Origin of the sequence: Enterococcus florum (genome assembly GCF_004309355.1) — a bacterium.
GTDB classification, from domain to species: Bacteria; Bacillota; Bacilli; order Lactobacillales; family Enterococcaceae; genus Enterococcus_A; species Enterococcus_A florum.
Map to the genome: position 1 here is coordinate 90,998 of NZ_BJCC01000022.1, position 22,278 is coordinate 113,275.

19 protein-coding genes and 1 pseudogene are annotated in these 22,278 nt (G+C 43.0%); 18 read left to right on the forward strand and 2 right to left on the reverse strand.

Annotated features, from left to right (window positions below; genetic code table 11):
• The first annotated feature begins 178 nt into the window (after positions 1-178).
• The 15 genes from NRIC_RS13040 to NRIC_RS13110 all read left to right on the forward strand — a co-directional run bounded on the left by NRIC_RS13040 (position 179) and on the right by NRIC_RS13110 (position 16,864).
• Positions 179-688, forward strand: coding sequence for a YehS family protein (locus NRIC_RS13040; protein ID WP_146623139.1), 510 nt, complete (start codon positions 179-181; stop codon positions 686-688).
• Between the two features lie 101 nt (positions 689-789).
• The gene (locus tag NRIC_RS13045) at positions 790-1,152 is read left to right on the forward strand and encodes a MoaF-related domain-containing protein (RefSeq protein ID WP_146623140.1); all 363 of its coding nucleotides are present in this window, start codon (positions 790-792) and stop codon (positions 1,150-1,152) included.
• A 129-nt stretch (positions 1,153-1,281) separates the two neighbouring features.
• Positions 1,282-1,566 carry a hypothetical protein gene (locus tag NRIC_RS13050; protein ID WP_227873800.1) on the forward strand — a complete coding sequence of 95 codons (285 nt, stop codon included), beginning with the start codon at positions 1,282-1,284 and terminating at the stop codon, positions 1,564-1,566.
• A 333-nt stretch (positions 1,567-1,899) separates the two neighbouring features.
• Positions 1,900-4,056, forward strand: a complete 2,157-nt coding sequence (locus tag NRIC_RS13055; protein WP_146623141.1) for a hypothetical protein — start codon at positions 1,900-1,902, stop codon at positions 4,054-4,056.
• Between the two features lie 13 nt (positions 4,057-4,069).
• A complete protein-coding gene (locus NRIC_RS13060; protein WP_146623142.1) occupies positions 4,070-4,588 on the forward strand; it encodes a hypothetical protein in 519 nt (172 codons plus the stop codon).
• A gap of 42 nt (positions 4,589-4,630) precedes the next feature.
• Positions 4,631-5,266, forward strand: coding sequence for a hypothetical protein (locus NRIC_RS13065; protein ID WP_146623143.1), 636 nt, complete (start codon positions 4,631-4,633; stop codon positions 5,264-5,266).
• A gap of 24 nt (positions 5,267-5,290) precedes the next feature.
• Complete coding sequence (locus NRIC_RS13070; protein ID WP_146623144.1) at positions 5,291-5,524, forward strand: LPXTG cell wall anchor domain-containing protein; 234 nt, start codon at positions 5,291-5,293, stop codon at positions 5,522-5,524.
• A 497-nt stretch (positions 5,525-6,021) separates the two neighbouring features.
• Complete coding sequence (locus tag NRIC_RS13075; protein WP_146623145.1) at positions 6,022-6,222, forward strand: cold-shock protein; 201 nt, start codon at positions 6,022-6,024, stop codon at positions 6,220-6,222.
• Between the two features lie 104 nt (positions 6,223-6,326).
• Positions 6,327-6,545, forward strand: coding sequence for a DUF2187 domain-containing protein (locus NRIC_RS13080; protein ID WP_146623146.1), 219 nt, complete (start codon positions 6,327-6,329; stop codon positions 6,543-6,545).
• A gap of 137 nt (positions 6,546-6,682) precedes the next feature.
• Positions 6,683-7,744 (forward strand): ABC transporter permease, encoded by a 1,062-nt coding sequence (locus tag NRIC_RS13085; protein WP_146623147.1) that lies wholly within the window; start codon positions 6,683-6,685, stop codon positions 7,742-7,744.
• A gap of 39 nt (positions 7,745-7,783) precedes the next feature.
• A complete protein-coding gene (locus NRIC_RS13090) occupies positions 7,784-8,476 on the forward strand; it encodes an ABC transporter ATP-binding protein (RefSeq protein ID WP_146623148.1) in 693 nt (230 codons plus the stop codon).
• Between the two features lie 789 nt (positions 8,477-9,265).
• Positions 9,266-12,595 (forward strand): SpaA isopeptide-forming pilin-related protein, encoded by a 3,330-nt coding sequence (locus NRIC_RS13095; RefSeq protein ID WP_146623149.1) that lies wholly within the window; start codon positions 9,266-9,268, stop codon positions 12,593-12,595.
• On the forward strand, positions 12,596-14,083 hold the full coding sequence (locus NRIC_RS13100) for a SpaH/EbpB family LPXTG-anchored major pilin (RefSeq protein ID WP_146623150.1): 1,488 nt from the start codon (positions 12,596-12,598) through the stop codon (positions 14,081-14,083).
• A 2-nt stretch (positions 14,084-14,085) separates the two neighbouring features.
• Positions 14,086-15,933 (forward strand): pilin N-terminal domain-containing protein, encoded by a 1,848-nt coding sequence (locus tag NRIC_RS13105; protein ID WP_146623151.1) that lies wholly within the window; start codon positions 14,086-14,088, stop codon positions 15,931-15,933.
• Between the two features lie 82 nt (positions 15,934-16,015).
• Positions 16,016-16,864, forward strand: coding sequence for a class C sortase (locus tag NRIC_RS13110; RefSeq protein ID WP_146623152.1), 849 nt, complete (start codon positions 16,016-16,018; stop codon positions 16,862-16,864).
• Between the two features lie 1,226 nt (positions 16,865-18,090).
• Here the strand turns inward: NRIC_RS13110 and NRIC_RS19895 are convergent.
• Both NRIC_RS19895 and NRIC_RS13120 read right to left on the reverse strand, forming a co-directional pair.
• Positions 18,091-18,495: pseudogene (locus tag NRIC_RS19895) on the reverse strand (helix-turn-helix domain-containing protein); the annotation flags it as partial.
• Positions 18,496-19,309: 814 nt separating this feature from the next.
• Positions 19,310-20,077: a DeoR/GlpR family DNA-binding transcription regulator gene (locus NRIC_RS13120; protein ID WP_146623154.1), complete on the reverse strand. Its 768-nt coding sequence runs from the start codon at positions 20,075-20,077 to the stop codon at positions 19,310-19,312.
• 281 nt (positions 20,078-20,358) lie between these two features.
• On the opposite strand from NRIC_RS13120, the gene rpiB reads away from it, so the two are divergent.
• Genes rpiB through NRIC_RS13135 form a run of 3 tightly spaced genes read left to right on the forward strand, consistent with a single transcriptional unit; the run spans position 20,359 to position 22,275 of the window.
• Positions 20,359-20,808: a ribose 5-phosphate isomerase B gene (gene rpiB, locus NRIC_RS13125; protein WP_146623155.1), complete on the forward strand. Its 450-nt coding sequence runs from the start codon at positions 20,359-20,361 to the stop codon at positions 20,806-20,808.
• A 15-nt stretch (positions 20,809-20,823) separates the two neighbouring features.
• A complete protein-coding gene (gene fsa / locus NRIC_RS13130) occupies positions 20,824-21,468 on the forward strand; it encodes a fructose-6-phosphate aldolase (protein ID WP_146623156.1) in 645 nt (214 codons plus the stop codon).
• A gap of 36 nt (positions 21,469-21,504) precedes the next feature.
• Positions 21,505-22,275, forward strand: coding sequence for a triose-phosphate isomerase family protein (locus NRIC_RS13135; RefSeq protein WP_146623157.1), 771 nt, complete (start codon positions 21,505-21,507; stop codon positions 22,273-22,275).
• Positions 22,276-22,278: the final 3 nt, after the last annotated feature.

Below are 22,278 nucleotides of genomic sequence, written 5' to 3' on the forward strand. Positions count from 1 at the left end.
AGTTTAACACGCAGTAAAAATAAAGCTGTACTCAATTGGTATTGGGCATGGCTTTTTTGGGGATACTTTGTCTATAATATAGAAGATACTTTTCTATCTATTATCTATACAAAACGAAGGATCTATTGTAGATTCTTATTAATAGGACAAGCAATCATCGAAAACAAGGAGACTCTAAATGAACAACAATGACAGACTGTTGCGTTTAAGATACGCGATTGACATTAAGGATAGCGATCTCATGAAGTCCTTTGAACTAGGGGGACTGACGATCACTAAGGAAGACATGCATGAGATGTTGATCAAAGTAAAGCCGGCTTCACGTGGGGAAGACAATGTGTATTTGAAACCGATCGATAATCAAGAACTCAATGCCTTTCTAAATGGCTTTATTATACTTAAACGTGGACCACAAAAGAATAAACCAGTTGAAGAAACAACGCCACAAAATAAAGAGATCAACTATATCAACAATGTTCTTCTGAAAAAGTTAAAAATCGCCTTATTCCTGACCAGCGATGACATGTTGGCAATTCTTGCTGAAGCGAAAGTCTACCCTTCAAAGGGAGAACTAGGCGCCATTTTGCGGAAAGAAGGGCACCGGAATTTTAAACCTTGTGGTGACAAATATGCGCGTAACTTTTTAAAAGGGTTGGGGCTGGTTTATCGAAGTGAGGAGAACAGGTAAATGAAGCGATTTTTTGAGGGATTTGTAATACGTTCGTCATCTTAGGAGAACGATAGCGCTCCAATCAGATAAATAGGGATTATCAAAAAAAGGAGAATACGATGAAAACACATCCATTAGAAGGTAAAATAGCGGAGATCAAATTTGATTCAGGGCTGGAATTTCGAATTGATTTTTTAGAGAACGATCAATTGCGCTGGACCTCCACTCGTGAAGAGGACAAAGGCAGCACTGATGTTGAGACGATCCATATCGAGGAATATCCTGGCGGGATTTTTTCGGTCGACTGGGTGGAAGAATCGGGTCTGTGTGTCTCTTACACGATCGATACTGCCAATCATTATGTAAAAAGCTTTATGACCTTTACCGACGATCACTATCGCGGCGGTCGGAGACCCTTTACTCACGAAGGCCCGTTTCATTTTATTCTAGAAAATGGGGAACCGGATTTAGCGCCTTTGTAGGAGCAAGCTCTGATGTATTCGTGCGTTTATTGAACCTCTAGAGTCCAGTCATCTAGATGAATGATTGGGCTTCTTTGGTGCAGGCGGGAACAAGTTTAGACATTTGAGTCGCTTTTTATAAAAGAGGGTGTGAAGGCAGCCGATGTTCATCCGCTTGAGCTTGTCGATTTTCCAGGCGGGCTGTACGCGATGGCAGTCAGTATCGATGAGGACGACGAGAGTATTCAAAAGGTGCATGACAAAATTGATCAGTGGGTAGCGACGACCAATTTTGAAGTCGATAATACTCGCAGTTTCATGTTCAATATGCCTTATCTTGATGAGGCAAACGAATATCAGCAGGACATCGTCAAAGGGTTAGGATATCGACAAATGCAAAGATATGTTCCGATAAAGCTAAAGGAAGGACAGTAAAGTAAAAGGTGCACGAAGTCAATCCGTGTGCCTTTTTAACATGCCTTCGATAAAAATACGTTTCATAGAAACCGATTATCCAAAATGGACAATCGTTTTTTTGCACGGCAAGAAAGAGGATATCGATGAGTGTTATATTGGCAGAAAACCCTTTTAATAATTTTTGCTATTTAATAAATGTAAATAACCAATCGATAACCCAAAAATGTGATTACAGAATGAAAAAAAGAGTAAAATTATTAATTTTATCTTAAATGAACTTTTATTTTATTTGTAATAATTGTTATTTAGTATAAAATCTTATCCAATCGTTGAAGTTTATTTCGTTATTCTATGAAATTGGTTAAGGGCGAAGGAGGGATCGTTATAAAAAAAGCAATAAAAGCTGCAGCGATTTTTTTAGCTCTGCACATTCTTAGTCTTCCTGCCTGGGCAAAAGAGGTGGCCGCATCCTCATATTCCACGCAAAAATCTTCAACTAGTTCCTATGTATTGGAAGAGACGAGTACAGATTCTTCAGAGGAAGAGACGGTTTCATCTTCTGAAGTTAGTGAGCCGCCTGTTTCGGAAAGTGCAAGTGAAGCAGCAGTGGAGGAGGAACCCGATAGTCGAGCGGCAGTCGGCAGCGGAATCGCTGATAATCCTTATCTGGTCACTACGTTTCAAGAATTAAAGGATGTACTGAACATAGCGGCTGGAGGGCAAACGAAGTACATAAAGTTAGAAAATGACATTGTATACAATGCTAACTGGATCTCGATCAATCAGTCTACCGTGATTGATGGTGATGGCCATGCTCTTTTATACAGCGGCTCAAATTATGATACGCCCCAATTTAGTACGGGAGCGAACAATATCGACGTTCACTATAAGAATCTGTCATTCGGCAGCAGCACATACCCCAATAGTTCTTGGTACGGCATTCTATATACCGGCAGCAACGGAATCCGTTTCACGGTTGAAAACGTCAATTACCATATTCAAAACGGCAGTCAGCCTTTTTGGGGCAACAATGGGAGCAGCAACACACTGACCTTCAAAGGGAAAAACCAGTTCTATTCTTCGGGAAGAAGCAATGGCGGTGAATTTATCGAAGGCTTTCGAACAGTGAGCTTTGCCGAAGACAGCGACACGACTGTCTACAATGATTCGCCAAATGCAACCGGGGTCTTTTACAGTACCAGTCAATCGGTCACAGTAGAAAAGCGGGCTTCACTTGCGATTGAATCCAGTAAAGACTATCTTTTCTACAACAGTGCTGTGCTGAATGTTCAAGAGCAAGCCAAGTTTTCTTATAAAAAAATTAGAGGCACGAATTATGTGTCCAATATGGCAACCTTATGTACGGCGGCTCTGACCATGAATTTTGACGAAGCTTCGATTGGGCATTTTACGACGAATGCGAACAGCTTTTCCGGCAGCAATCCGACGATCAATGCCAACGCGCCAGATTCGATTGTATTTGATGCGGCAAGCACCTCTAAGCAAGTACTAAGTTCCATGAGTCCCATCTTTAAGCGTGTAGATACGGCTGCAGCCCTTTACAAGCTGGCGTACTTAAGTGCCGATGGACAAAAGACGTATGTGCCCAAGGTGAATTCTGGAGCAAGCTACTCTGTAGCATCGAGAAATATCGACGATGGGTATTCGTTTGTCTATGCCCCAATGCCCTCGATCGACCAACCAACGGCGGCACCAGTGACTGGTCCGGACATCAGCAGTCTTGAAGTACAACTAACTGCGGCTGCACCTGCAACCACTTCAAGCAGCAACGTACGCTACAAACTGGCAAACAAACGGTTGTATAGCGGAGCTCTCGCAGAGGATACTGCTCAGGACAGCATTCAAAACGCGGATACGACGAATGGTGTAAACGAGGTCGCAGATATTGTTTTGACGAATCATTCTCTCCCGGTTGGAGCTGAAACGAACCATTCATTTACAAGATTGCTGGCGGGAAATTACTATGTATACGCTCAGGCAGATGATCAACGAATTGCCGGGTATACTTTTGAAAGCCTTTGGCAGGAAACGGTCGCTGAAGTACCGCCTTATGTTCTGATCCAGTTTTCCAATAAGGCGTTAGCATTTGACAGTCCGAAATCTGGACCGTTTGGCAAAGAGCAGAATTTGGAAGAGTATACGATGCGCAATGCGGGCAATCTCCCCACTGAGATTCGTCTAAAAGAGATTACACGCAAAGCGGAAAGCTCACCAGCGATTTCTTTGGTAGAACAGTTCAACACGAAGCAACAGGAGGTCATTTTGTCACTGATCGCCGAAAAAGTGGACAGCGGCACACGAGTTACACTCGGTCCCTTGACTGAGAAGGATCCGCTAAGTCTAACACCAGTACTGTTACACCCATTTTGGGATACGGATGCGCAAGCTGCTTTGTATTTAGCTGGTGACTACTCCGGACCTTTGACCGAACCCCAAACACTGAGTTATCGTTTTTCCTTTACTATTTCAGGAGTTCCCACAAATTAGAAGGAGTTATGCCATGGAAGAAAAAAAGAAACGCAAAAAAGGCTGGCTGCTTTTAGCCCTTTTGCTGCTGCTTCTCGGCGGCTACGGCACGTATCATTTCTTTTTCGCACCAAAACCGCAGGCGATGTCGGTGATAAGCGGCGATTTTTTGCCCGAAGGAAAAGATGCCAAGAAGATGTCGGATAAAGAGCTGGCTGACCTTGCTCAACAAAAGGTAGATGAAAGCAACTTTACGATGATGATCGCCTCTGATGCCACCATCAGCAGTGAGACACAAAAAGGGTATTTGCCGATCAAAAACCCTAAGAGCAATGCCTATCCGGTCAATGTCGAGATTAAAGAAGATCAAACCGGTGAAATCATTTACACCTCAGGAGCGATTCATCCTGGAGAAGAAATCGATCAGGTTCAGTTGGACCAGTCATTGTCCAAAGGAACCCATCAAGCAACCGCAACTTTCAGCCTGTATGATGCCCAGACGAAGAAAAAGCAGGGCGAGGTCTCAGCAGGCGTCACTATTTCAGTCAACTAACTTTAGGTTACACAGTCATTGTTTATATAGGAGGAAACTAGAATGAAAAAAGTACTAGTTATGTTATTAGCAACAGGAATCGCCTTGAGCGCAGCACCATTGGCTTTTGCCGCAGACGGGACCGAAACCGGCAGCCAGCAACCGGTCAATAGTCAATCCACGGCAGATATTGAGGTCTATGGAACGTTAGGTGCCGACAATACCGACCCAGAAGCCAACATTCCTGAAGAGGATGTAAACTGGATCAACGTCACAGTACCTACCAAGACGATTTTCTACAACACAGCAAGCGACAAAAGCATCAAAGCACCAACCTATTCAATCGTTAACAATTCCGGACGTCCTGTAACAGTGACCGCGAATGGATTTACCGAAAACGGCAGCAACCCAACCTTGCCAAGCGACTTCAATTTAAACTTAGACGTCAAAGGTTCTGCCGGCAATTTGCCAACAACGGCTTCGACTAATTTGGTAACCAATGGTTCACTGGCAACACCACTGAATGCCGAATTGATCACTTTGGCGAACAACAAAAACCAAATGGTCGCAACGGAGCCTGAAACCACACCGGAAAATAACCAAGCAACCTTTACCTATTCTGGGGATGCGACAGCGACGGCTCAAATGCAATTAGCGTACACATTGAGCCTGAAATTTGATGCTGTAAAATGGAACTAAGAATTTTGCTAAATAGGTGATATCATGGATACGACTATTCAGATCCACGGTCAGCTAGGAGTAGAGGTTGCAGAAGTACCCGTTGAATTAGAACAGCTGCCTGAAATGAAGGGGCAATTGGTTCCACGATATGCGGTACAGCAGCAAGCATATCCTAAAACTGGGGAGATAAATCAGGGATTTTTCGTTTCTCTTTTTGGTGTGCTGCTGGTTTTGCTGGCGGTATGGTTGATGAGGGAACTGAGGGATCGAAAGTAGGCCACTAAAACAACAGCCGTTGAAGAGATGATTTTGTCATCGTTTCAGCGGCTATTTAGATAGAACGTATAAAAGGGATTCAATCTTTTAAAAGCTGAGCCTGGCTTACGTGATTGATTAATCGACTGAATTTCCTTCAACAACTGATTTTGCTTACGTACAACCACAGGCAGGCTGATTGTAGTAGGCGATCGCACCGATTTCGTTGCTGTATTTTGGAGCAGCTGAGTTGCCTTCAAGTAAAAATGCGGTTCATTTTCCTTAAAACCTTAGAAAACCAGGAGCAAATATTAAGGAACACGTAAGTTTATCCATGAATGGATAATTAACCTCGATAAGGTATCTATTGGGGTTCAATGTGTGTATAGTAGAAGTTGTAGTAGATTTGTCAGTTAAATCAAAGAGTCATTTCATTCGTATGGGTGTGGTTATTCTTCTTTTTTAGCAACAAGGTATTGCAAATTTAATTGTGCGAAACGCATTAGGAGGATACACATATGAATTCAGGTACAGTGAAATGGTTTAATGCAGACAAGGGCTTTGGTTTTATCACTCAGGACAACGGACAAGATGTCTTCGCACATTTTTCAGCGATCCAAAGTGACGGCTTCAAAACATTAGACGAAGGTCAAGCAGTGACTTTTGATATTGAAGAAGGCCAACGCGGCTTGCAAGCAACGAATATTTTCAAAAGCTAATCGATAACCAGTCAGAAACGGTCCAAATGAGTTGGATCGTTTCTTTTTATTCAATCAATCGGTTTTTACAGTAGTGAGTTAAACCAAGAAAAGGGGCTAATTGAATGGGATACAACGGGTGGAAACAATCAGAAGCATCTGAGAAAAGCAAAGCATTTAACGAAGGACAGGCAGTTTCGTTTCAGTACAACAAAACGATCTGCAGCGGCAAAGTGGTAGCTTTGTTAGTAAATTCAGCAATTGTGAGCATCAATGAATCGCCTCATCACAAAGATCAAAATGAGAAGACTGTGATCAGCTATGGGAATTTAATGGTTGATTAAACGTAAACTAAAAAGAGCCGAGTCTGATTGATCAGATTCGGCTCTTTTTTGCTTGCAAGGGCTGCAAGCATTATATTTTCGTTTCACAACCAATCGTGATACCTTAATTTTATCAAGTGATAAGTGGAGGATTTCTCATGTTTTTAGCGATAAATGAAATACGACATTCCAAATTACGCTATACCTTGGTCATGGGGGTCATGTTTTTGATCGCCTACCTCGTTTTCTTTTTGACCGGTTTGGCTTACGGGCTGGCTCAAGACAATCGAACGGCTGTAGATAAATGGAATGCGGACACAATTTTACTAACCGAAGAAGCCAATGACAATTTGAATATGTCAATGATCCCGATTAAAACCTTCGATGAAGTGGAGGCAGATGAAAAAGCCTATCTTGCACAAACTGCGGGGGTCATTCAAGGAGAGGGCGAAGAAAAAATCGATGCCAGCTTTTTTGGGATCGATCGTGACCAATTCTTAGCACCGGCGATCGTTAGCGGTGAGATGTTCTCGTCAGACGATGAAGCAGTAGCAGACAGCAGCTTAAGGGATCAATACGACATCAAGCTAGGTGAGACGATCAAAATGGCAGGAAATGATAAAAAACTGAAGATCGTAGGATTTACCGACAATGCGAAATTTAATGTAGCCCCGGTTCTTTATACAACGATCGGAGCCTATCAGGAGATCCGTTTTGAATCAGACAATGTGACGGATAATACACGGATCAATGCGATTATCACTCGTGGAGAGGTCCAAACGATTCCGGATGATCTGGAAGAAACCAGTATTTCTTCTTTTATCAATGCTTTGCCGGGCTACAGTGCACAGGTATTGACCTTTGGCTTCATGATCGGATTTCTGATCGTGATCGCAGCGATCGTCATTGGTATTTTTATCTATGTATTGACGATGCAAAAGGCCGAAATTTTTGGTGTGATGAAGGCACAAGGGATTTCCAGCCGATATATCTCCAACTCCGTGATCGCTCAAACCTTTTTACTGGCAACCGTGGGAGTGGCGATCGGTTTGATTGCCACACTAGGAACCGCCTTGGTGCTGCCTGAAGCGGTACCGTTTCAAGTAAATGCGTTATTTTTCGCAGGCATCAGCGGGCTGATGATACTGATTGCAATGGTCGGTGCCTTCTTCTCTGTTCGTACGATTGTCAAGATCGATCCGCTAAAAGCCATTGGCTAAGCGAATCAACCAAGGACGCAAATTTAAGGAGGAATACGCATGACTGCGATTGAATTTAAACAAGTCAAAAAGTCATTCAAAGATGGAGATTCAACGATTGAAGCGCTCAAGGAAACCAACTTCTCGGTGGAAAAGGGCGAATTCGTGGCGATCATTGGACCATCCGGGTCGGGCAAAAGTACATTTTTAACGATTGCTGGGGGACTGCAGACACCGTCTGAAGGAGAAGTGCTGATCAATGATGAGGACTTTAGTGAAAAAAAGGAGAAGGAACGTGCGAAATTGCGTTTTAAGGAGATCGGCTTCATCCTGCAGGCCTCAAATCTGGTGCCGTTTCTAACGGTTCGCAAGCAATTAAAATTGGTTGATAAGGTCAGTAAAGAAGAAAATTCCGATACGGCTGAAAAATTGTTTAAACAGCTGGAGATCGACAGCCTGCAGAATAAATACCCGGAAGAGCTTTCCGGGGGTGAACGGCAGCGGGTCGCAATCGCGCGGGCTTTATACCATGATCCAACGATTATTTTGGCGGATGAACCAACCGCCAGCTTGGATTCTGAAAAAGCGTATGAAGTTGTGAAAATTCTGGCTGAAGAGACGAAGGAAAAGAAGAAGGCGACAATCATGGTGACCCATGACACGCGACTGGTCAAGTATTGCGATCGTGTATTGGTCATGAAGGATGGACAGTTGAAGGAACAAGAAAAATCGGATACTCAAGAGACAAAATAGCATCTGCCCTTTTCCAGAAGAAACCGATTGGATTATCCTATCGGTTTTTTTGTATTTGAGTGAACAATAAATGAGGTCTATAAAATAAGAAGACAGAGTTTCCATACTCCTTCAGTTAATGAGTGGAGAAGGGATTGATGCACTCATTAGACGGATCAACGTGTATAAAGAAAGTCCGATCATTGAAGGCTTTTGCTAGTTTGCTTCATCTTCCACTGTTCCCAGAAGCGGATGCATGAAGGCGAAAGTATTCTTCATCGTTCATTGCAGAGATTTCAAACATCACAGAGTCGTTTAGTTTCGTGATAGCAACAGCTGTCATATCGTCATTTGAATCTTTCTGTCTAAAGTACAAAAAAATCGGTCCGTTTAAAGCCAAGAATCGTATTGTTCTTGGCTTTTTTAGCGTTCTTGGCTAACACTTTGCTGATATGAGTCAACTTGAAAAAAATATTTTTAAAGGATTGAATAAATGGCATAAAGATAAGCGTTCCAGATAACTGGAGGCATCGATACAAGTGTCTATAGATAACCGAAGGAAACGGTATAAATAACGAGATATTTAATTTTTGATATGCACTATAGTTATTTATAGTGTATTTGATTCGCTATATTTTAATTGTTAACATTTATATAAAGGTATTTTAAGTATTTTTATAATTATTTCACATCAAGTTCTAGTTTTTTTATAATCATTAAATATTGTCAATCAAATAATAAAAAATAAATTTTTCGAGAAAGAGGTGGCGCTTAGACGTTCGAGAGGATTTTAGAAAGGACAGGTGAAAAATGAAAAGGAGAGTATCGTGCGGATTTTTGCTACTGGCCTTGCTCATTCCCTGTTTGCTGCAGCTTGGAGCTTTATTTCCAGAAGACAGTCAAGCAGTGGTGGACGCTGAAACCATTTTGGATAATGAGCGGGTAAAGGTTTCCTATCGATCGAAGGAGCAGGAGGGGAAGATTGTTTGGACGCTCTACTATGAACGGAAGGCTGTGCATGAATCCGCGACAAAACTAAAACTGCAGATGGAAGAGACGGCTGATATGGTCTCAACGAATTGGGAACACGAGCATGAATGGTGGATTGAAAAAGACTTCTCTTATGAAACGAAAAGACACGTCACTATTGAAACCTCGTTAGATAAACCGCAGCTGTTGATCACTCTGCAAGTAGATGAGCAGTCTGATTCTGAAAAATTGGATCGTGATGTTTTACTCAGCCAAGAGGAAGGACCTTACACATTAGAGCATCTGCAAGCCGAACCAGCTCATCCGCAACAAGAAATTCCTCTTAGGGAAATGATGACGACGGCATTTGCAAATGAAGCACAAGGCAAGGACTTGATTTTGTCTGACAAGACGATCGCGAACAAGGTCGAGGTAGACGTTGCTTCGCAGCAAGGCCGCAGTGAGTATCAACCGAATATTGTGCATAAACCCAATAAAGAAAACAACAGTCTCCATGATTTGACGTTCGCTTATGCTGCACGAACTTCTTCACAGACCTACAAAGAATTCGTGAATGGCTCTGGATCGGTCGTGTTGGCTTACGATCGCGGGGGAAACAGCAATCCCTACGTCAATCAAATCAGTAATCATCCAAATGGAAGCATCCTGCAATACAGAACAATCAGTGGGAAAACTGAAAACGAAGAAATCACATTGACCTATGATCATGTGGGTGCCTATGAAACGTTGAGCAGTACAGAGCAGGAACCGGAGTATGTGAGCATCGGGGCCAAGATCACATTGACCAATATTGTTATCGGCCCTTCCCCTAGCTGGGTGGGGTGGAAAGCCGAGTATTCCAATCGACCGTGGATGGAATTTTCGACCAATTTGTTTTCAGGCGTAGTCTACGGGTTTATTAACAAGTTCGACATTCAATTTGAATTTTTTGAAGCCGATGATCCGAGCACAGTGGTAAATCTGGTCTCGTCTTCAGCGGGAACACTCACGTTTGCTTCGTTGAACGGGTATGGCAACAGTCAAGTCATTTACAAGAGTGGAGGCACACAAACCCGCAATTCCCATGAATTTGCCGGATCTTTGGAGGGGAAGACCGGAGTGTTGGGAGAATGGACTACGTTAGCGAAACATAGCGGGAATTTTGATTACGACAAAGATGTTTATTATTCGAATGTTGAAAATACCTTTACCGATTATCTTGGCGGAGCGACCTTTTATCGAGCCGCAGTGACTTTTCCGTTGGAAGGCACCGCGCATCGGTTTAAATTCGGATCTACCTACGGACGAGCCTGGAATTCATTTGCCAGCAGCAGCGTACGGGCGATCCAGCATAAGAATCCAACAAAAACAGTCCAGCCGATCAAGCAATACCAGGCAGGAGACACTTGGGAGAATCCAACCGGAGAGAATTCCGGATTTGCGGAGCGGTTCTACAATGATTTAGACCGGTATGAAGATGGGATCGGCACGTGGGATCTCCCAGAGGAATACAGAGCAGCAGGACATGACGCGGAAGATCCGGCTAGTTTAGCCCCAGGAGTCCCAGAAAAGGCAGACCGGTACGTTTCCACTGGACAAGACTATTATTACTATATCAATCAAGAAACGATCAATGTCGTTTCCGGATCGGTCATGGTTCCGGAGACCTTTATGATCGAGGATCAACTGCCTGAAGGGATTGAGCTGGGAACACAATGGCCGATCGATGCCGTTAAGCTGTTCAATTTGGATGGCAATGAAATTCCAAATGCTTTTGAGCAGGTCAACCTCAACAGCAATAAATTGACGTTAGAAATTGCTCAAGAAGCGATGGATACCATCAATACATTGTCTGGAAAACCAGAATACCGCGGCAAAGCATTTACGGTGCAGATCCGAGTAAAAGTAACCAACACCACAGACGATCGTATTCCGGATTTGATGGAAAACCAGGCCATGACGAAAGCCATTTATTACGACGAAACGATCAAAGAAGCAAACTCTAATCGGGTGCATACTCGTGTGAAAGCTGTGACGGTAGATTTTCAGCTGGACAAAAGGATTACTGGAACTACAGTCGCGCTTGCAGAAGCCGGGTTTGCCCTTTTCGACAAACAGACAGGCGGAAACAAGCGTTACGGTGATTTTGTCTCTAACTCAGAGGGGATTATCCGTTTTACTGACATTGAGCCAGGAAGCTATTGGCTGCGAGAAGTGCAAGTGCCTGAAGGATTTATTCCGATGAACCCTGTTCAGATTCATATCGATGAAGCAGGCAATGTTGATGGACTTGATCAAAAGACCGTGTTCAACACACTGAAAAATGTCAATCTAGTGCTGAATAAGCAAGACCGTGCTCAGAAAAAACCGTTAGCAGGTGCTGTCTTTGTGTTAAAGGACACAGACGGCCAGACCGTCCATACCTTTTCTGAGAAATTGAGTGAACCTGGACGGCACACGTTGGAGGATGTAAAACCTGGAAGGTATACGCTAGAGGAGCAGAAGGCACCCAAAGGCTATCAACTGTTGGGAGAACTAGGTGTGTTGACCCTTTCGGTCGATGGGAAAATCACGTTCCAAAAAACAGGAGACCCACAGGCTGAGGAATTGCAAACCACCATAAATGAAGAAACGATCGAGGTGGTCCTTCCAGATGCCTTGAATGAGGTTCGGCCGTTTGAGCTGTCGATTTTTAAAAAAGCGGCAGAGGATGGCCGGCCGTTAGCAGGTGCTGAATTTGCTCTTTATGAGAAAGATCCAGCAGATGAAACAGCCAAGGTTGTGGCAACGGCTAAAACAGAAAGCGCTGGAATCGGCAAATTTATGCAGGATGGGAAAGGCTTTTCGCTAGGTGTCGATCGAACGTATTTTGTGAAAGAGACCAAAGCTCCGGATGCACATGTCTTGTTAAAAGGCGTGTTCAAAGTAGTCGTTTCTGCGACAGGAGAGGTTGCCATCAGCTATGAGGGGACCGATCTTTCCACAGACCGAGTGCAGGTCGATTTGACCGAAAGCGGCGACAATCAAATTCAATTTATCGTCGAAAACACATCGAAAACGCCACTGCCGAAAACAGGAGGCGAGGGCCGAATGGCCGTTGTGCTGTTTGGTACATTGAGTGCTTTAGCGGCAGCGTGGTATTTGGTAAGAGTGAAGAGGGAGGTGGTCTAAATGAAAGGATTGCGCCGATTATTATTGTTTTTCTTGGTCGTCAGTCCCTTTTTTTTCACTTCTGCTCAGGCACTAGCGGAAGAATCCGTTGAGTTTACACTGCACAAAATCGTTTTTCCTGCTAATCAAATGCCAGAGGAAACCCAAAATACAGGAGAAGAAAGGCTTCAGCAATATCAAGGCTTAAACAATGTTACTTTTGAGGTTTATGACGTGACTGCCGATTTTTATCAAGCCCTTGATGTGGCTGGCTCAGCGATCTCAATTGAAGAAGTTCAGAAACGTTTGATAGGAATGGACGTGAGTGGACGCACGAGGTCTTCTCAAGCAACGACCGCTACGATCGATGGAGAGGAAGGAATTGCTCGGTTCGCTTTGCCGGCAAAGTCGCAAAACCGAGATGCTGTCTACTTGTTCCGGGAAACTGCAGCGCCAGCAGATATCAAGAGTATGACCAACGACCTTATCGTAGTACTGCCGTTGGTGAATGATTCAGGAGTACCAATCAATCAGCCGATTCACCTGTATCCCAAAAATGAACGCAATCAGCCGCCGTTTGAAAAAGAAATCGTCAATGAGTCAGACAGCTATCAGTTAGGGGATCGGATCACCTATCAGTTGACCACGACACTGCCTTCAGGACTCAATGCATACAGCAAGTTCATTCTTTCAGATCAAGCCGATTCGGCATTGCTGCTGGATGCTTCATCGATCAAGGTCGAAGTGAACAAAAAGGTGTTCTCAAGCTATCACTCAACTGCAGGAGCGCATCATTTTCAGCTGAATTTTAATTTGATCGATCTGATACCGCTGAGTGGACAGGAACTGAAGGTAACTTACACAATGACGCTGCAATCAGAGGAGAAAGTCGATCAAGCATTAATCAATACGGCACAGCTGGAAACCGACTTTGATCGAATCATCCGAAAACGTCAAATCAAAACAGGCGGCAAGCGCTTTGTCAAAGTCGATATGAATGATTCGGAAAGGAAATTATCAGGAGCTGCCTTTCTAGTCAAAAATAATCAAGGCCAGTACTTGCAAAAAAAGGAAGGCGCATACCAATGGGTCGCAAGCAACACGGAAGCGCAGCTTGTCAAGCTAACCTCCGATGGAGAAGGCGCGTTTGAGATCAAAGGCCTGCGGTACGGAACCTATGCTTTAGAAGAAATAACCGCACCTGAAGGCTACCTGTTAAGTCAATTGCCAATCGATTTCGTAGTTGCTGAAAACAGTCATAGGATGCTGGATGGCACGTTACAGATTGTCAATCGTCGATCCACAACGATCTCACGAAATCGATTACCGGGGACATTAGGCTCTTTGTCAACTGTGGAGGGTGGGAAAGATAGCGTGAGTTCCGTGCGGAGGCTTTTGCCGCAAACGAACGAATTTTTCGCACGATCGATGAGTGTCGTTGGTTTGATCATAGTTGCTGGGATCGTTCTATATAAAGTTGTCGGTATATCAAAAAGAAAAGGGGAATAAAGATGAACGTAAGAAAACAGAAGTTGACCATCGTATTTGCAGTATTCAGTTTATTGCTGCCACTGCTTTTCAGCATTGGCGCACTGCAAACAGCGCATGCTGCTGAAGGGGAACAAACGGTGACGATCCATAAACGCAAGTACACGACCATGCCAAATGAGATTCAAAACACTGGGGATGAAATGGATTTTGGCGGAGAGCCTTTAGGCGGTGCGACCTTCACGGCCTATGATGTCACTAGCACCTACTGGACAGCTTATGATGCCGCAAGCGGCACTCATGCGCAAAAAGAGGCGGCAGGGATCGCTGCTGCAAAGGCTGCAGACACCACGTCAATGACTGGGACGGTTTTCCCAGCCACGGATGCCGCAGAAGGTATTGCGGAAAAAGCACTGCCTGTAAGCTCTGGTGGGCAAAATGCCATATATTTGTTCAAAGAGACCGGTATTCCTAGCGGTGTCGTTCAATCCAAATCGATTCCTTTTGTGATCGGCCTGCCTTCCCACAAAGCAGATGGATCGTTGCGGGAAAAGGTTCATGTATACCCCAAAAATGAAGTCAAGACCAACACCTTGAGCTTTATTAAATACGGGATCGAAGCAGATGGCACAAAAGCTGTTTTGCCAGATGCAACGTTCATTTTGAAAAGTGTTGCAAATGGAAAGTATTATAATTCCACTTCGAATCAGTTCGATGCAGAGCAAGCAGATGCTGCACGGCTGACCTCGGATGGATCAGGCATTGTTTCTGTACCAGGATTGGCATTAGCACCTGGTGATTATGCGTTTTACGAAGTAGACAGCAGTGTTTCCACGGCAGCAGAGCAGCAGGGAACGACAGAGATTTTCCACTACAAGACCAATCCAGTCGTCGTGGCACATGTTTCAACAGATATGGCAGTTACCTACGATTACTATGATCAAAGCTTAGTCAAAAAGACAGGCCAAGAAAATGCGGAGGCTTACAACTACAAGGTGCCGATTCCGGAAAAAGAAGCAGACGATCAAGAGGTGGAAAATGGCCAGATCGTGACCTTCACGATTAAGCATCCGATTCCAGATGATGTTGCGCAATACACGCTGTATCAATTAGTAGATGATTACGATAGCCGTCTAGAACTGGTATCGACCGAGCAGGAGCTCAAAGATAGTATTCAAATTGATGGTCAGAAGGAAACGTTAACGAGTACCTATGCATCCGGAACGAATCAATTCACCTTGGCTTTTGTACCAAGTGAACTGACTGCTCATGCAGGCAAGATTTTGACCTTCAAGGTGAAAATGAGAGTTAAGACCGGCACTGATTTGACGTTGATCGATAATGAGATCACCTTCGACAACAACTTCTATGACCGAAAGGACAAAGAAGAGATTATCTCTTACGGTAAATTGTTCAAAAAGATCGACAGCAATTCTCGTAAAACGCTGGAGGGGGCGGAGTTTGTCATCAAAGACGGAGCGAATTTCCTGCAGTTGTTGGATGGTGACGGACAACGAGTGGCCAAGGTAACAGGATATGCATCTGGCTATGAAGTGAAATGGGTCTCTTCTGAAGCAGAAGCAACTGTCTTGGCTTCGGACAAGGACGGAAAATTCGGTGTCTACGGTCTAGGCTCTAAAGCGAAGGATCACTATACCTTAGTGGAAACCAAAGCGCCGGAAGGCTATGCTCTCTTGGGAGATATCCTATTCACCGCAGATAACGGCACAGCCATTTTGGACGTCGAAAATAAAACGCGCGGCTTCCTGCCTTCGACCGGGGGTGTAGGAACGACGGTCTTGCTGATGGTCGGACTAGCAGGATTCGCAGGAGCAATGCTTTACTTCAAAAAGACGCGTGTGACTAGATAGAGACTGCGATCTAAACAAAGAATAGCATCAAAAAGAGCTGGTCTAGTGACCAGCTCCTTTTGAATAAAAGGAGGCGGAAAGCATGAAACGCGAAGGGAAAAAAAGGCTGGTTTTGGATGGCGTGATGATGCTTGTTTTGATCTTAGGCACGTTTGCCATGCTGTATCCCTTCGTAGGCGATGCCTTGAATCACTATCTGGATCAGCAGATCATCAGCCATTATCAGAAAAAATCAAATGCCAAAAATCAAAAATCAATGGCGCAGGAACAGGCCCGCCGAAAAGCTGAAAATCAAAGGATAGCGGCTGAGAACAATCCAGGAACAGATCCCTTTTCAGAAGAAAAACAACCGCCGAAACAGCCTGAAAAAGATTACTACGAAACACACACAATTGGAATTCTGAAGATTCCTGCGATCCATGTGTCCTTGCCGATTTTCGATCAGACAAACGAATTGTTTTTAAGCTGTGGAGCGAGTCTGTTAGAAGGCACCTCTTATCCTGTCGGCGGAAAGGACACGCATGCCGTGATCTCAGCCCATCGAGGACTGATGGAGGCGAAGCTGTTTACAGATCTGCCTAAAATGCAGAAAAAGGATCACTTCTATATCGAGGTAAATGAGCAAACCTTGGCTTATGAGGTAGATGACATCCAGGTCATTGAACCGACAGAGCTGGAAAAGCTGGAGATCGTTTCTGGGCAGGAGTATGTCACGCTGATGACCTGTACTCCCTACGGCGTGAACAGCCACCGTCTATTAGTACGTGGTGAGCGGACCAGCTTCGAAGAAAAGATGCAAACAGAGATCAGCAAGGATATTCGGTATCAAAACAGAAAACAAAGCGGCGTTATCGCAGGCAGCTTGTTGCTGGTGTTGCTGATCGGGATAATCATCACGAAACGAGTGAACGCATTGCGAAAGAAAGGCTGAATTAAAAGAGACGACACAGAAAGATTTTAAGAGGCTGACCCAAAAGTCTCTTTAAAGAAAAATTAGCAAAATCAAGCCGAACGATTGCATCTCTATTTAAGGAGATAGAATACAATCGTTCGGCTATTTAGTCATTATTCAAGCTAATTCTAATTTTTTTGTTCGATTCATTTTAAAAATAGTTCGCTCGATTTTTGGAGCTAGAGGCTTTTGTCACAGCCATGTTTCATTTTATGGACTTTTTTTGCTTGAATCTCAAACAACAGCGGCGGCAGATCCGCCTCGTAATCGCGGTTAAGGACACTGACCAAAAAATACGGTTTGTCTTGTGTCGGCAGCAGTTCTTTAAATGTTGTGATATAAAGATCGACTTCTTCGTCAGCTTTGGGGTAGAGAACGATCTCCACAAAGCAAATATTTCTTAAAAAAGCGACCACATGCTGTAAATGAAAAAAATTTGAAGAAGAGATCAACCCTACTCGAATGGAAGTTTCACTGCAAGAAAAGAAAGGGATCAGTGTCAGGCAAAGCATATTCGTAAGTGACTGGTTGACTCCACTCATCCATTTTAAGTCTTTGCGACGACTGATTTTTTTGATCACTTTTTGAACGATGGGACGAATAGAATGATACAAAGCCGTTTGTTCGAATGAGTGTCGACGAATACTCTCAAAAAAGAGAGGAATCTGCTTTTGCTGGATCCAATAATTCAAAAAAACCCGAGTGATCGAGTGCTGCAAGGTTTTCTTCAGGGGGTCTTCCATTGGCGGCAAGACGTCTTCAATAACAAAAGTATAAAAATCATTGATCGCCACAAACAAGGGATGACGACGGTTTAAATTTTCCTGATAATACTCCTCCATTGGTTCGTTCAAATGAGAAGGACAGGCAATGCAATATGGATAGAAATAAATCAAATAATTAATAAACTCCTGATTATGTGAAATTCGTTGAGGTGAAACTAAAAATTCCGACAAATAATTGACAAGTTTGGTTCTTGTTTGAGAAAAGGAAAGATCGTCAAACGGCGAAGGTTCCAACAGCTTATTTTGCTCATTTCGTACTCGGCAAACAGCTAACATCAACAGGAATAATTTTGGATGTGTGTATCCTGGCAGCTCATCTGCCAACGCTTCGACTAAGGCTTGTTCCGCTTCAAAACTACGCCCATATTGATAAATATCTCCACCTAAAGAAGCGTTCCAGATAATGGCGATGTACAGCAGTCGAATCGTGGATTCATTGCCTAAAAGCGTCATGCCCGACACGTTGATTTTGATACCGCAGGAATTGAAATAGCCGCTCAACGGCTGCAGACGGCGTAAGACAGTCGATTTGCTGATGTAATGCTCTCGGCTGAAGTCAGCCAAGCATTTTTCCGGATAGAACAAACTGGTCAACAAGAACTGGTAGGCAGTGGACTGCTTCAGCTGCTCCAGCATGAAATTATTAAAGCGGCTGGGATTGCTGGCCCATTTCACGATGGAATTTCCAACCAAGATCGGTTCTTCATTTAACGTTAGTAAAGTGTCGTTCAATTCTTCCAAAAGACTCAAAAAAGAAAGATAAGGGTAGTGGAATCGCTGACTAAGTGCATGGACCGAATAGTCGCCTGCGGCTAGTTCTTCCATTTGCTTAAAGAAAGCAATTTTCTTTTGTTGCTGCTTCGTCAACAAAAATTCTCCAAACAACACGGTTTTCACTCCTATTCACTCAGCTGAATTTCGTCCATTATTTTAGCACAATCGATGCTTGCTTATAAGATTGTCAGGAGAAGCCTCTGAGTTGAGCCCTTGCGTTTAGTTGCATTAAAATACTGTAATAGCGGGATTTTTTCTGATTAAACATTCGATTTTTCGACAGGATGGGGCGAAATAACTTTTTTTCATGCAGGGGCTTTAATTGTTGATTTTTTATACATATGATATGAAGATTCAATAGTTTCTTAAGTAATCAAAAAAGAGGTTCTTGGTTAGCGAAAAAAGAAACTCTTTTTCATGGTTTTTTCGTGGTTACTTGGTAGTGATTGGCTGAAAATCGATTTTTTTACTTTATTTTGTAAGATTCTTTTATTCAAGAAGATTTCTCTGTTTGTCTGTCTCACTATCATTAATAGAGATAGCATCATGTTTTTCTTCTGTACTTAAAATAGACACACCGTTCAACGTACGTTGAAAAATAGGCTGCACGGGGACCCTCCCACCTAATTTCCTAGGTAGCCTATTAAATGTGCTTTGAGGAGAAAAAGCATTGACACCTTGTGGATTAGAGACTTTGAGTGACTTGGCGAATGGATCAGATGCGATCCAGATTGCTGTGGAGAAAGGCATGCTTAAATAAAAAAGAAGTTAATTTTTAATAGTGAGTAGAAAGGGATACAGAAATGGACCGACCATCTTATTGCTGATCGGTCTATTTCTGTGTTTTTGTTTTCATTCATAATGATTAGTTAAGAAAGGATACTTTTGAATCGTAGTGATCTTTGACACTTTCGATCAATTGACCATCTGTAATAAGCCAAGTTAGTTGATTCAACGTAGCAAAGGTAGCGATTGATTTTTTCTCAAATTTGCTACTGTCGATAAGTGCGATCGTCTGAGAAGCCAATTCCACCATTTTTTTCTTCAATTCGACTTCATAAAGGTTGAAATCAGAGAGCCCTTCTGTAGCGGAAATTGCATAAGAAGAAGTAAACAACGTATCAATATTTACCTTTTTCAAGATTTCCATTCCTAAAGTACCTTCCACCGCATTAGAGGTTCCTTTTACTACACCTCCAATCAGGATCACGGTTAAATTAAGGTTTTCCTTCAAAAGAGAAGCGGTGCGAAGGCCGTTTGTCAGTACGGTAATTTTTAAGTCAGACTGATGAATAAGCTTGGCCAATTCATAACAGGTGGAGCTGGCATCCAAAATGACACACTCGCCATCATTGATGAAATGAAACGCTTTTTTTGCAATTTCTGCTTTTTTATCGATATTTTTTTGTTTTCGGATGTCATAATTCTTATCGATCCTTAGCGTATCGTCTTCTTTCGTGCGTGTCGCCCCGCCATGTGTTCGAATCAGCATGTTGTTATTGCCAAGGTAATTCAGATCGGATCGGATCGTTGCCTTTGAAACGCCTAGTAAATCTGTCAAATCATTGACGGATACGGATTCTTGTTCCTGTAGTAGTGATAGAATTTTTTCTCTGCGCTGATTTGTATACATGTATGATTCCTCCGAATTAAGTATTGTTCTTGCATAAAGTATAAACGATTACTTTCGAAATAACAATATTTATTGTTCTTTGCTTTCGTTTTGAAACGGTTGTGTTAACATGCTTTTCTTTTATAGATAAGATCTTCTTTTATTTTATATTGAATTTCCCGTATAAATTAGTAAGTCTGAATTGTTTAAATGGTAAAAACGAAAATAAACGAAAGTTTGTGTTGACAAAACGAAAGTCAACGATTATTATGAGAGTGTAAAAAGAAAGAGGAGTGAAAAAAATGAAAATTGGTATAGGATCAGATCATAATGCCTTTGAGATGAAACATCAGCTGAAATCTTATATTGAGGCTAAGGGAATCGAGGTTGTTGATTACGGTTGTTACTCAACCGCAGAAGTCGATTATCCAGATATTGCTTTCAATGTAGCAAAGGGAGTTGTTGATCAACAAATTGAACGAGGTATTTTATGCTGTGGTACAGGGATTGGAATGGCCATGGCTGCCAACAAGATTCCTGGTGTGCGTGCTGCACAAGTGCATGACACTTATTCTGCTGAACGGGCACAACTGAGCAACAATGCTCAGGTGATAACAATGGGTTCTAAAGTTATTGGCTTGGAAGTCGCAAAGAAGATCGTTGATGAATACCTGTCAGTTACATTTGAAGGTGGAAATTCTGCACGTAAGATCGATCAAATCATGGAAAAAGAAGCAGAGTTCGCTAAATAAAAAGGAGAAACTATTATGAAATTTTTTTTAGATACGGCCAATGTAGAAGAAATCAAACGTATCAATGAACTAGGACTGGTTGACGGAGTGACAACAAATCCTACGATTATTTCAAAAGAGGGTCGTGATTTCAAAGAAGTCATCACCGAAATTTGCGAATTGATCGACGGTCCTGTCAGTGCAGAAGTCATCGGCCTAGACACAGAGAGCATGGTAACAGAAGCAAGGGAGATCGCAGCTTGGGCAGATAATGTGGTCGTCAAAATCCCTATGACCGAGGAGGGACTGTGTGCAGTTCATCTACTGTCTAAAGAAGGTATCAAGACAAACGTAACGTTGATTTTTACGGTGGCGCAAGGGTTAATGGCTGCCAAAGCTGGTGCAACTTATATCAGCCCCTTTGTCGGGCGTTTAGATGATATTGCAACTGACAGCTTGGCTCTGATTCGCAATCTCAAGAATGTATTGACGACCTATGGCTTTCAATCGGAGATTATTTCTGCAAGTATCCGTAGTTTGAAGCACGTCGAAGAAGTTGCAGGAGTCGGCTCTGATATTGCGACGATTCCCGGAGCGCTATTCCCTAAATTATGGTCGCATCCATTAACGGATAGTGGAATTCAAGCCTTTTTGAAGGACTGGGAAGCTTTTCAAAAGTAAGGAATCTGCTTATAGACAACAAAGGAGGATGAAACTATGCGAAAGCCGATCGTAGGAATCAGTTTAAAAATGTATCAGAATCAAATCGATGCTGCACGAAACTTCGCTCACGCGATTGTAGAAGAAGTGGGGGAAGAGAAAAAGGTGGAGCAATTCATGTGCCCAGGCATGGGTGTCTTGTATCCAGTTGCTATGATTCTAAAAGAGTCGACCATTGGTTTAGGTTCACAAAATATTGCACCTGTTTCAAATGGAGCTTATACTGGTGAGTTCTCTATTGAATCCTTAAAGGATATGAAGGGCAGTTACGCAGAGATCGGACATATCGAACGCAGAACCTATTTTTCGGAATCGGATGATCTAATCAATCAAAAAGTTCGTTTGGCATTGGAACAGGAAGTGACACCTGTATTGTGTATCGGTGAAGTGGAGAAGACCGATGATTATGATGCGGTCAAAGCATTGATGAAAAAGCAATTGTTTTTAGATTTGTTTCACCTGTCTAATCAAGAGGCAGCAAAAGTTATTTTGGCTTATGAGCCAGCTTGGGCAGTTGGAAAAACCTGTGCAGCAAGTGCAGTCCATGTACATCAAGTCCATCGCTTGATTCGAGAGTGTATCAATGAACTTTATGATTCTCAAACAGCAGAAAAAATCCGGATCATCTATGGCGGATCGGTATCTCAGGAGAATGTCAAATTGATCGTGTCAGATCCAAATGTGGATGGGGTCTTTGTCGGTCGTTTTGGTCATGATCCTAAGCGTTATGCAAGCATCGTTGAAACTGTAAAAAGCATGAAGGAGTGAGTA

Coding starts and splice junctions, on each gene's coding strand:
- NRIC_RS13040 (WP_146623139.1), top strand. CDS start 179: ATGAACAACAATGACAGACTGTTGCGTTTAAGATACGCGATTGACATT.
- NRIC_RS13045 (WP_146623140.1), top strand. CDS start 790: ATGAAAACACATCCATTAGAAGGTAAAATAGCGGAGATCAAATTTGAT.
- NRIC_RS13055 (WP_146623141.1), top strand. CDS start 1,900: ATGAAATTGGTTAAGGGCGAAGGAGGGATCGTTATAAAAAAAGCAATA.
- NRIC_RS13060 (WP_146623142.1), top strand. CDS start 4,070: ATGGAAGAAAAAAAGAAACGCAAAAAAGGCTGGCTGCTTTTAGCCCTT.
- NRIC_RS13065 (WP_146623143.1), top strand. CDS start 4,631: ATGAAAAAAGTACTAGTTATGTTATTAGCAACAGGAATCGCCTTGAGC.
- NRIC_RS13070 (WP_146623144.1), top strand. CDS start 5,291: ATGGATACGACTATTCAGATCCACGGTCAGCTAGGAGTAGAGGTTGCA.
- NRIC_RS13075 (WP_146623145.1), top strand. CDS start 6,022: ATGAATTCAGGTACAGTGAAATGGTTTAATGCAGACAAGGGCTTTGGT.
- NRIC_RS13080 (WP_146623146.1), top strand. CDS start 6,327: ATGGGATACAACGGGTGGAAACAATCAGAAGCATCTGAGAAAAGCAAA.
- NRIC_RS13085 (WP_146623147.1), top strand. CDS start 6,683: ATGTTTTTAGCGATAAATGAAATACGACATTCCAAATTACGCTATACC.
- NRIC_RS13090 (WP_146623148.1), top strand. CDS start 7,784: ATGACTGCGATTGAATTTAAACAAGTCAAAAAGTCATTCAAAGATGGA.
- NRIC_RS13095 (WP_146623149.1), top strand. CDS start 9,266: ATGAAAAGGAGAGTATCGTGCGGATTTTTGCTACTGGCCTTGCTCATT.
- NRIC_RS13100 (WP_146623150.1), top strand. CDS start 12,596: ATGAAAGGATTGCGCCGATTATTATTGTTTTTCTTGGTCGTCAGTCCC.
- NRIC_RS13105 (WP_146623151.1), top strand. CDS start 14,086: ATGAACGTAAGAAAACAGAAGTTGACCATCGTATTTGCAGTATTCAGT.
- NRIC_RS13110 (WP_146623152.1), top strand. CDS start 16,016: ATGAAACGCGAAGGGAAAAAAAGGCTGGTTTTGGATGGCGTGATGATG.
- NRIC_RS13120 (WP_146623154.1), bottom strand. CDS start 20,077: ATGTATACAAATCAGCGCAGAGAAAAAATTCTATCACTACTACAGGAA.
- rpiB (WP_146623155.1), top strand. CDS start 20,359: ATGAAAATTGGTATAGGATCAGATCATAATGCCTTTGAGATGAAACAT.
- fsa (WP_146623156.1), top strand. CDS start 20,824: ATGAAATTTTTTTTAGATACGGCCAATGTAGAAGAAATCAAACGTATC.
- NRIC_RS13135 (WP_146623157.1), top strand. CDS start 21,505: ATGCGAAAGCCGATCGTAGGAATCAGTTTAAAAATGTATCAGAATCAA.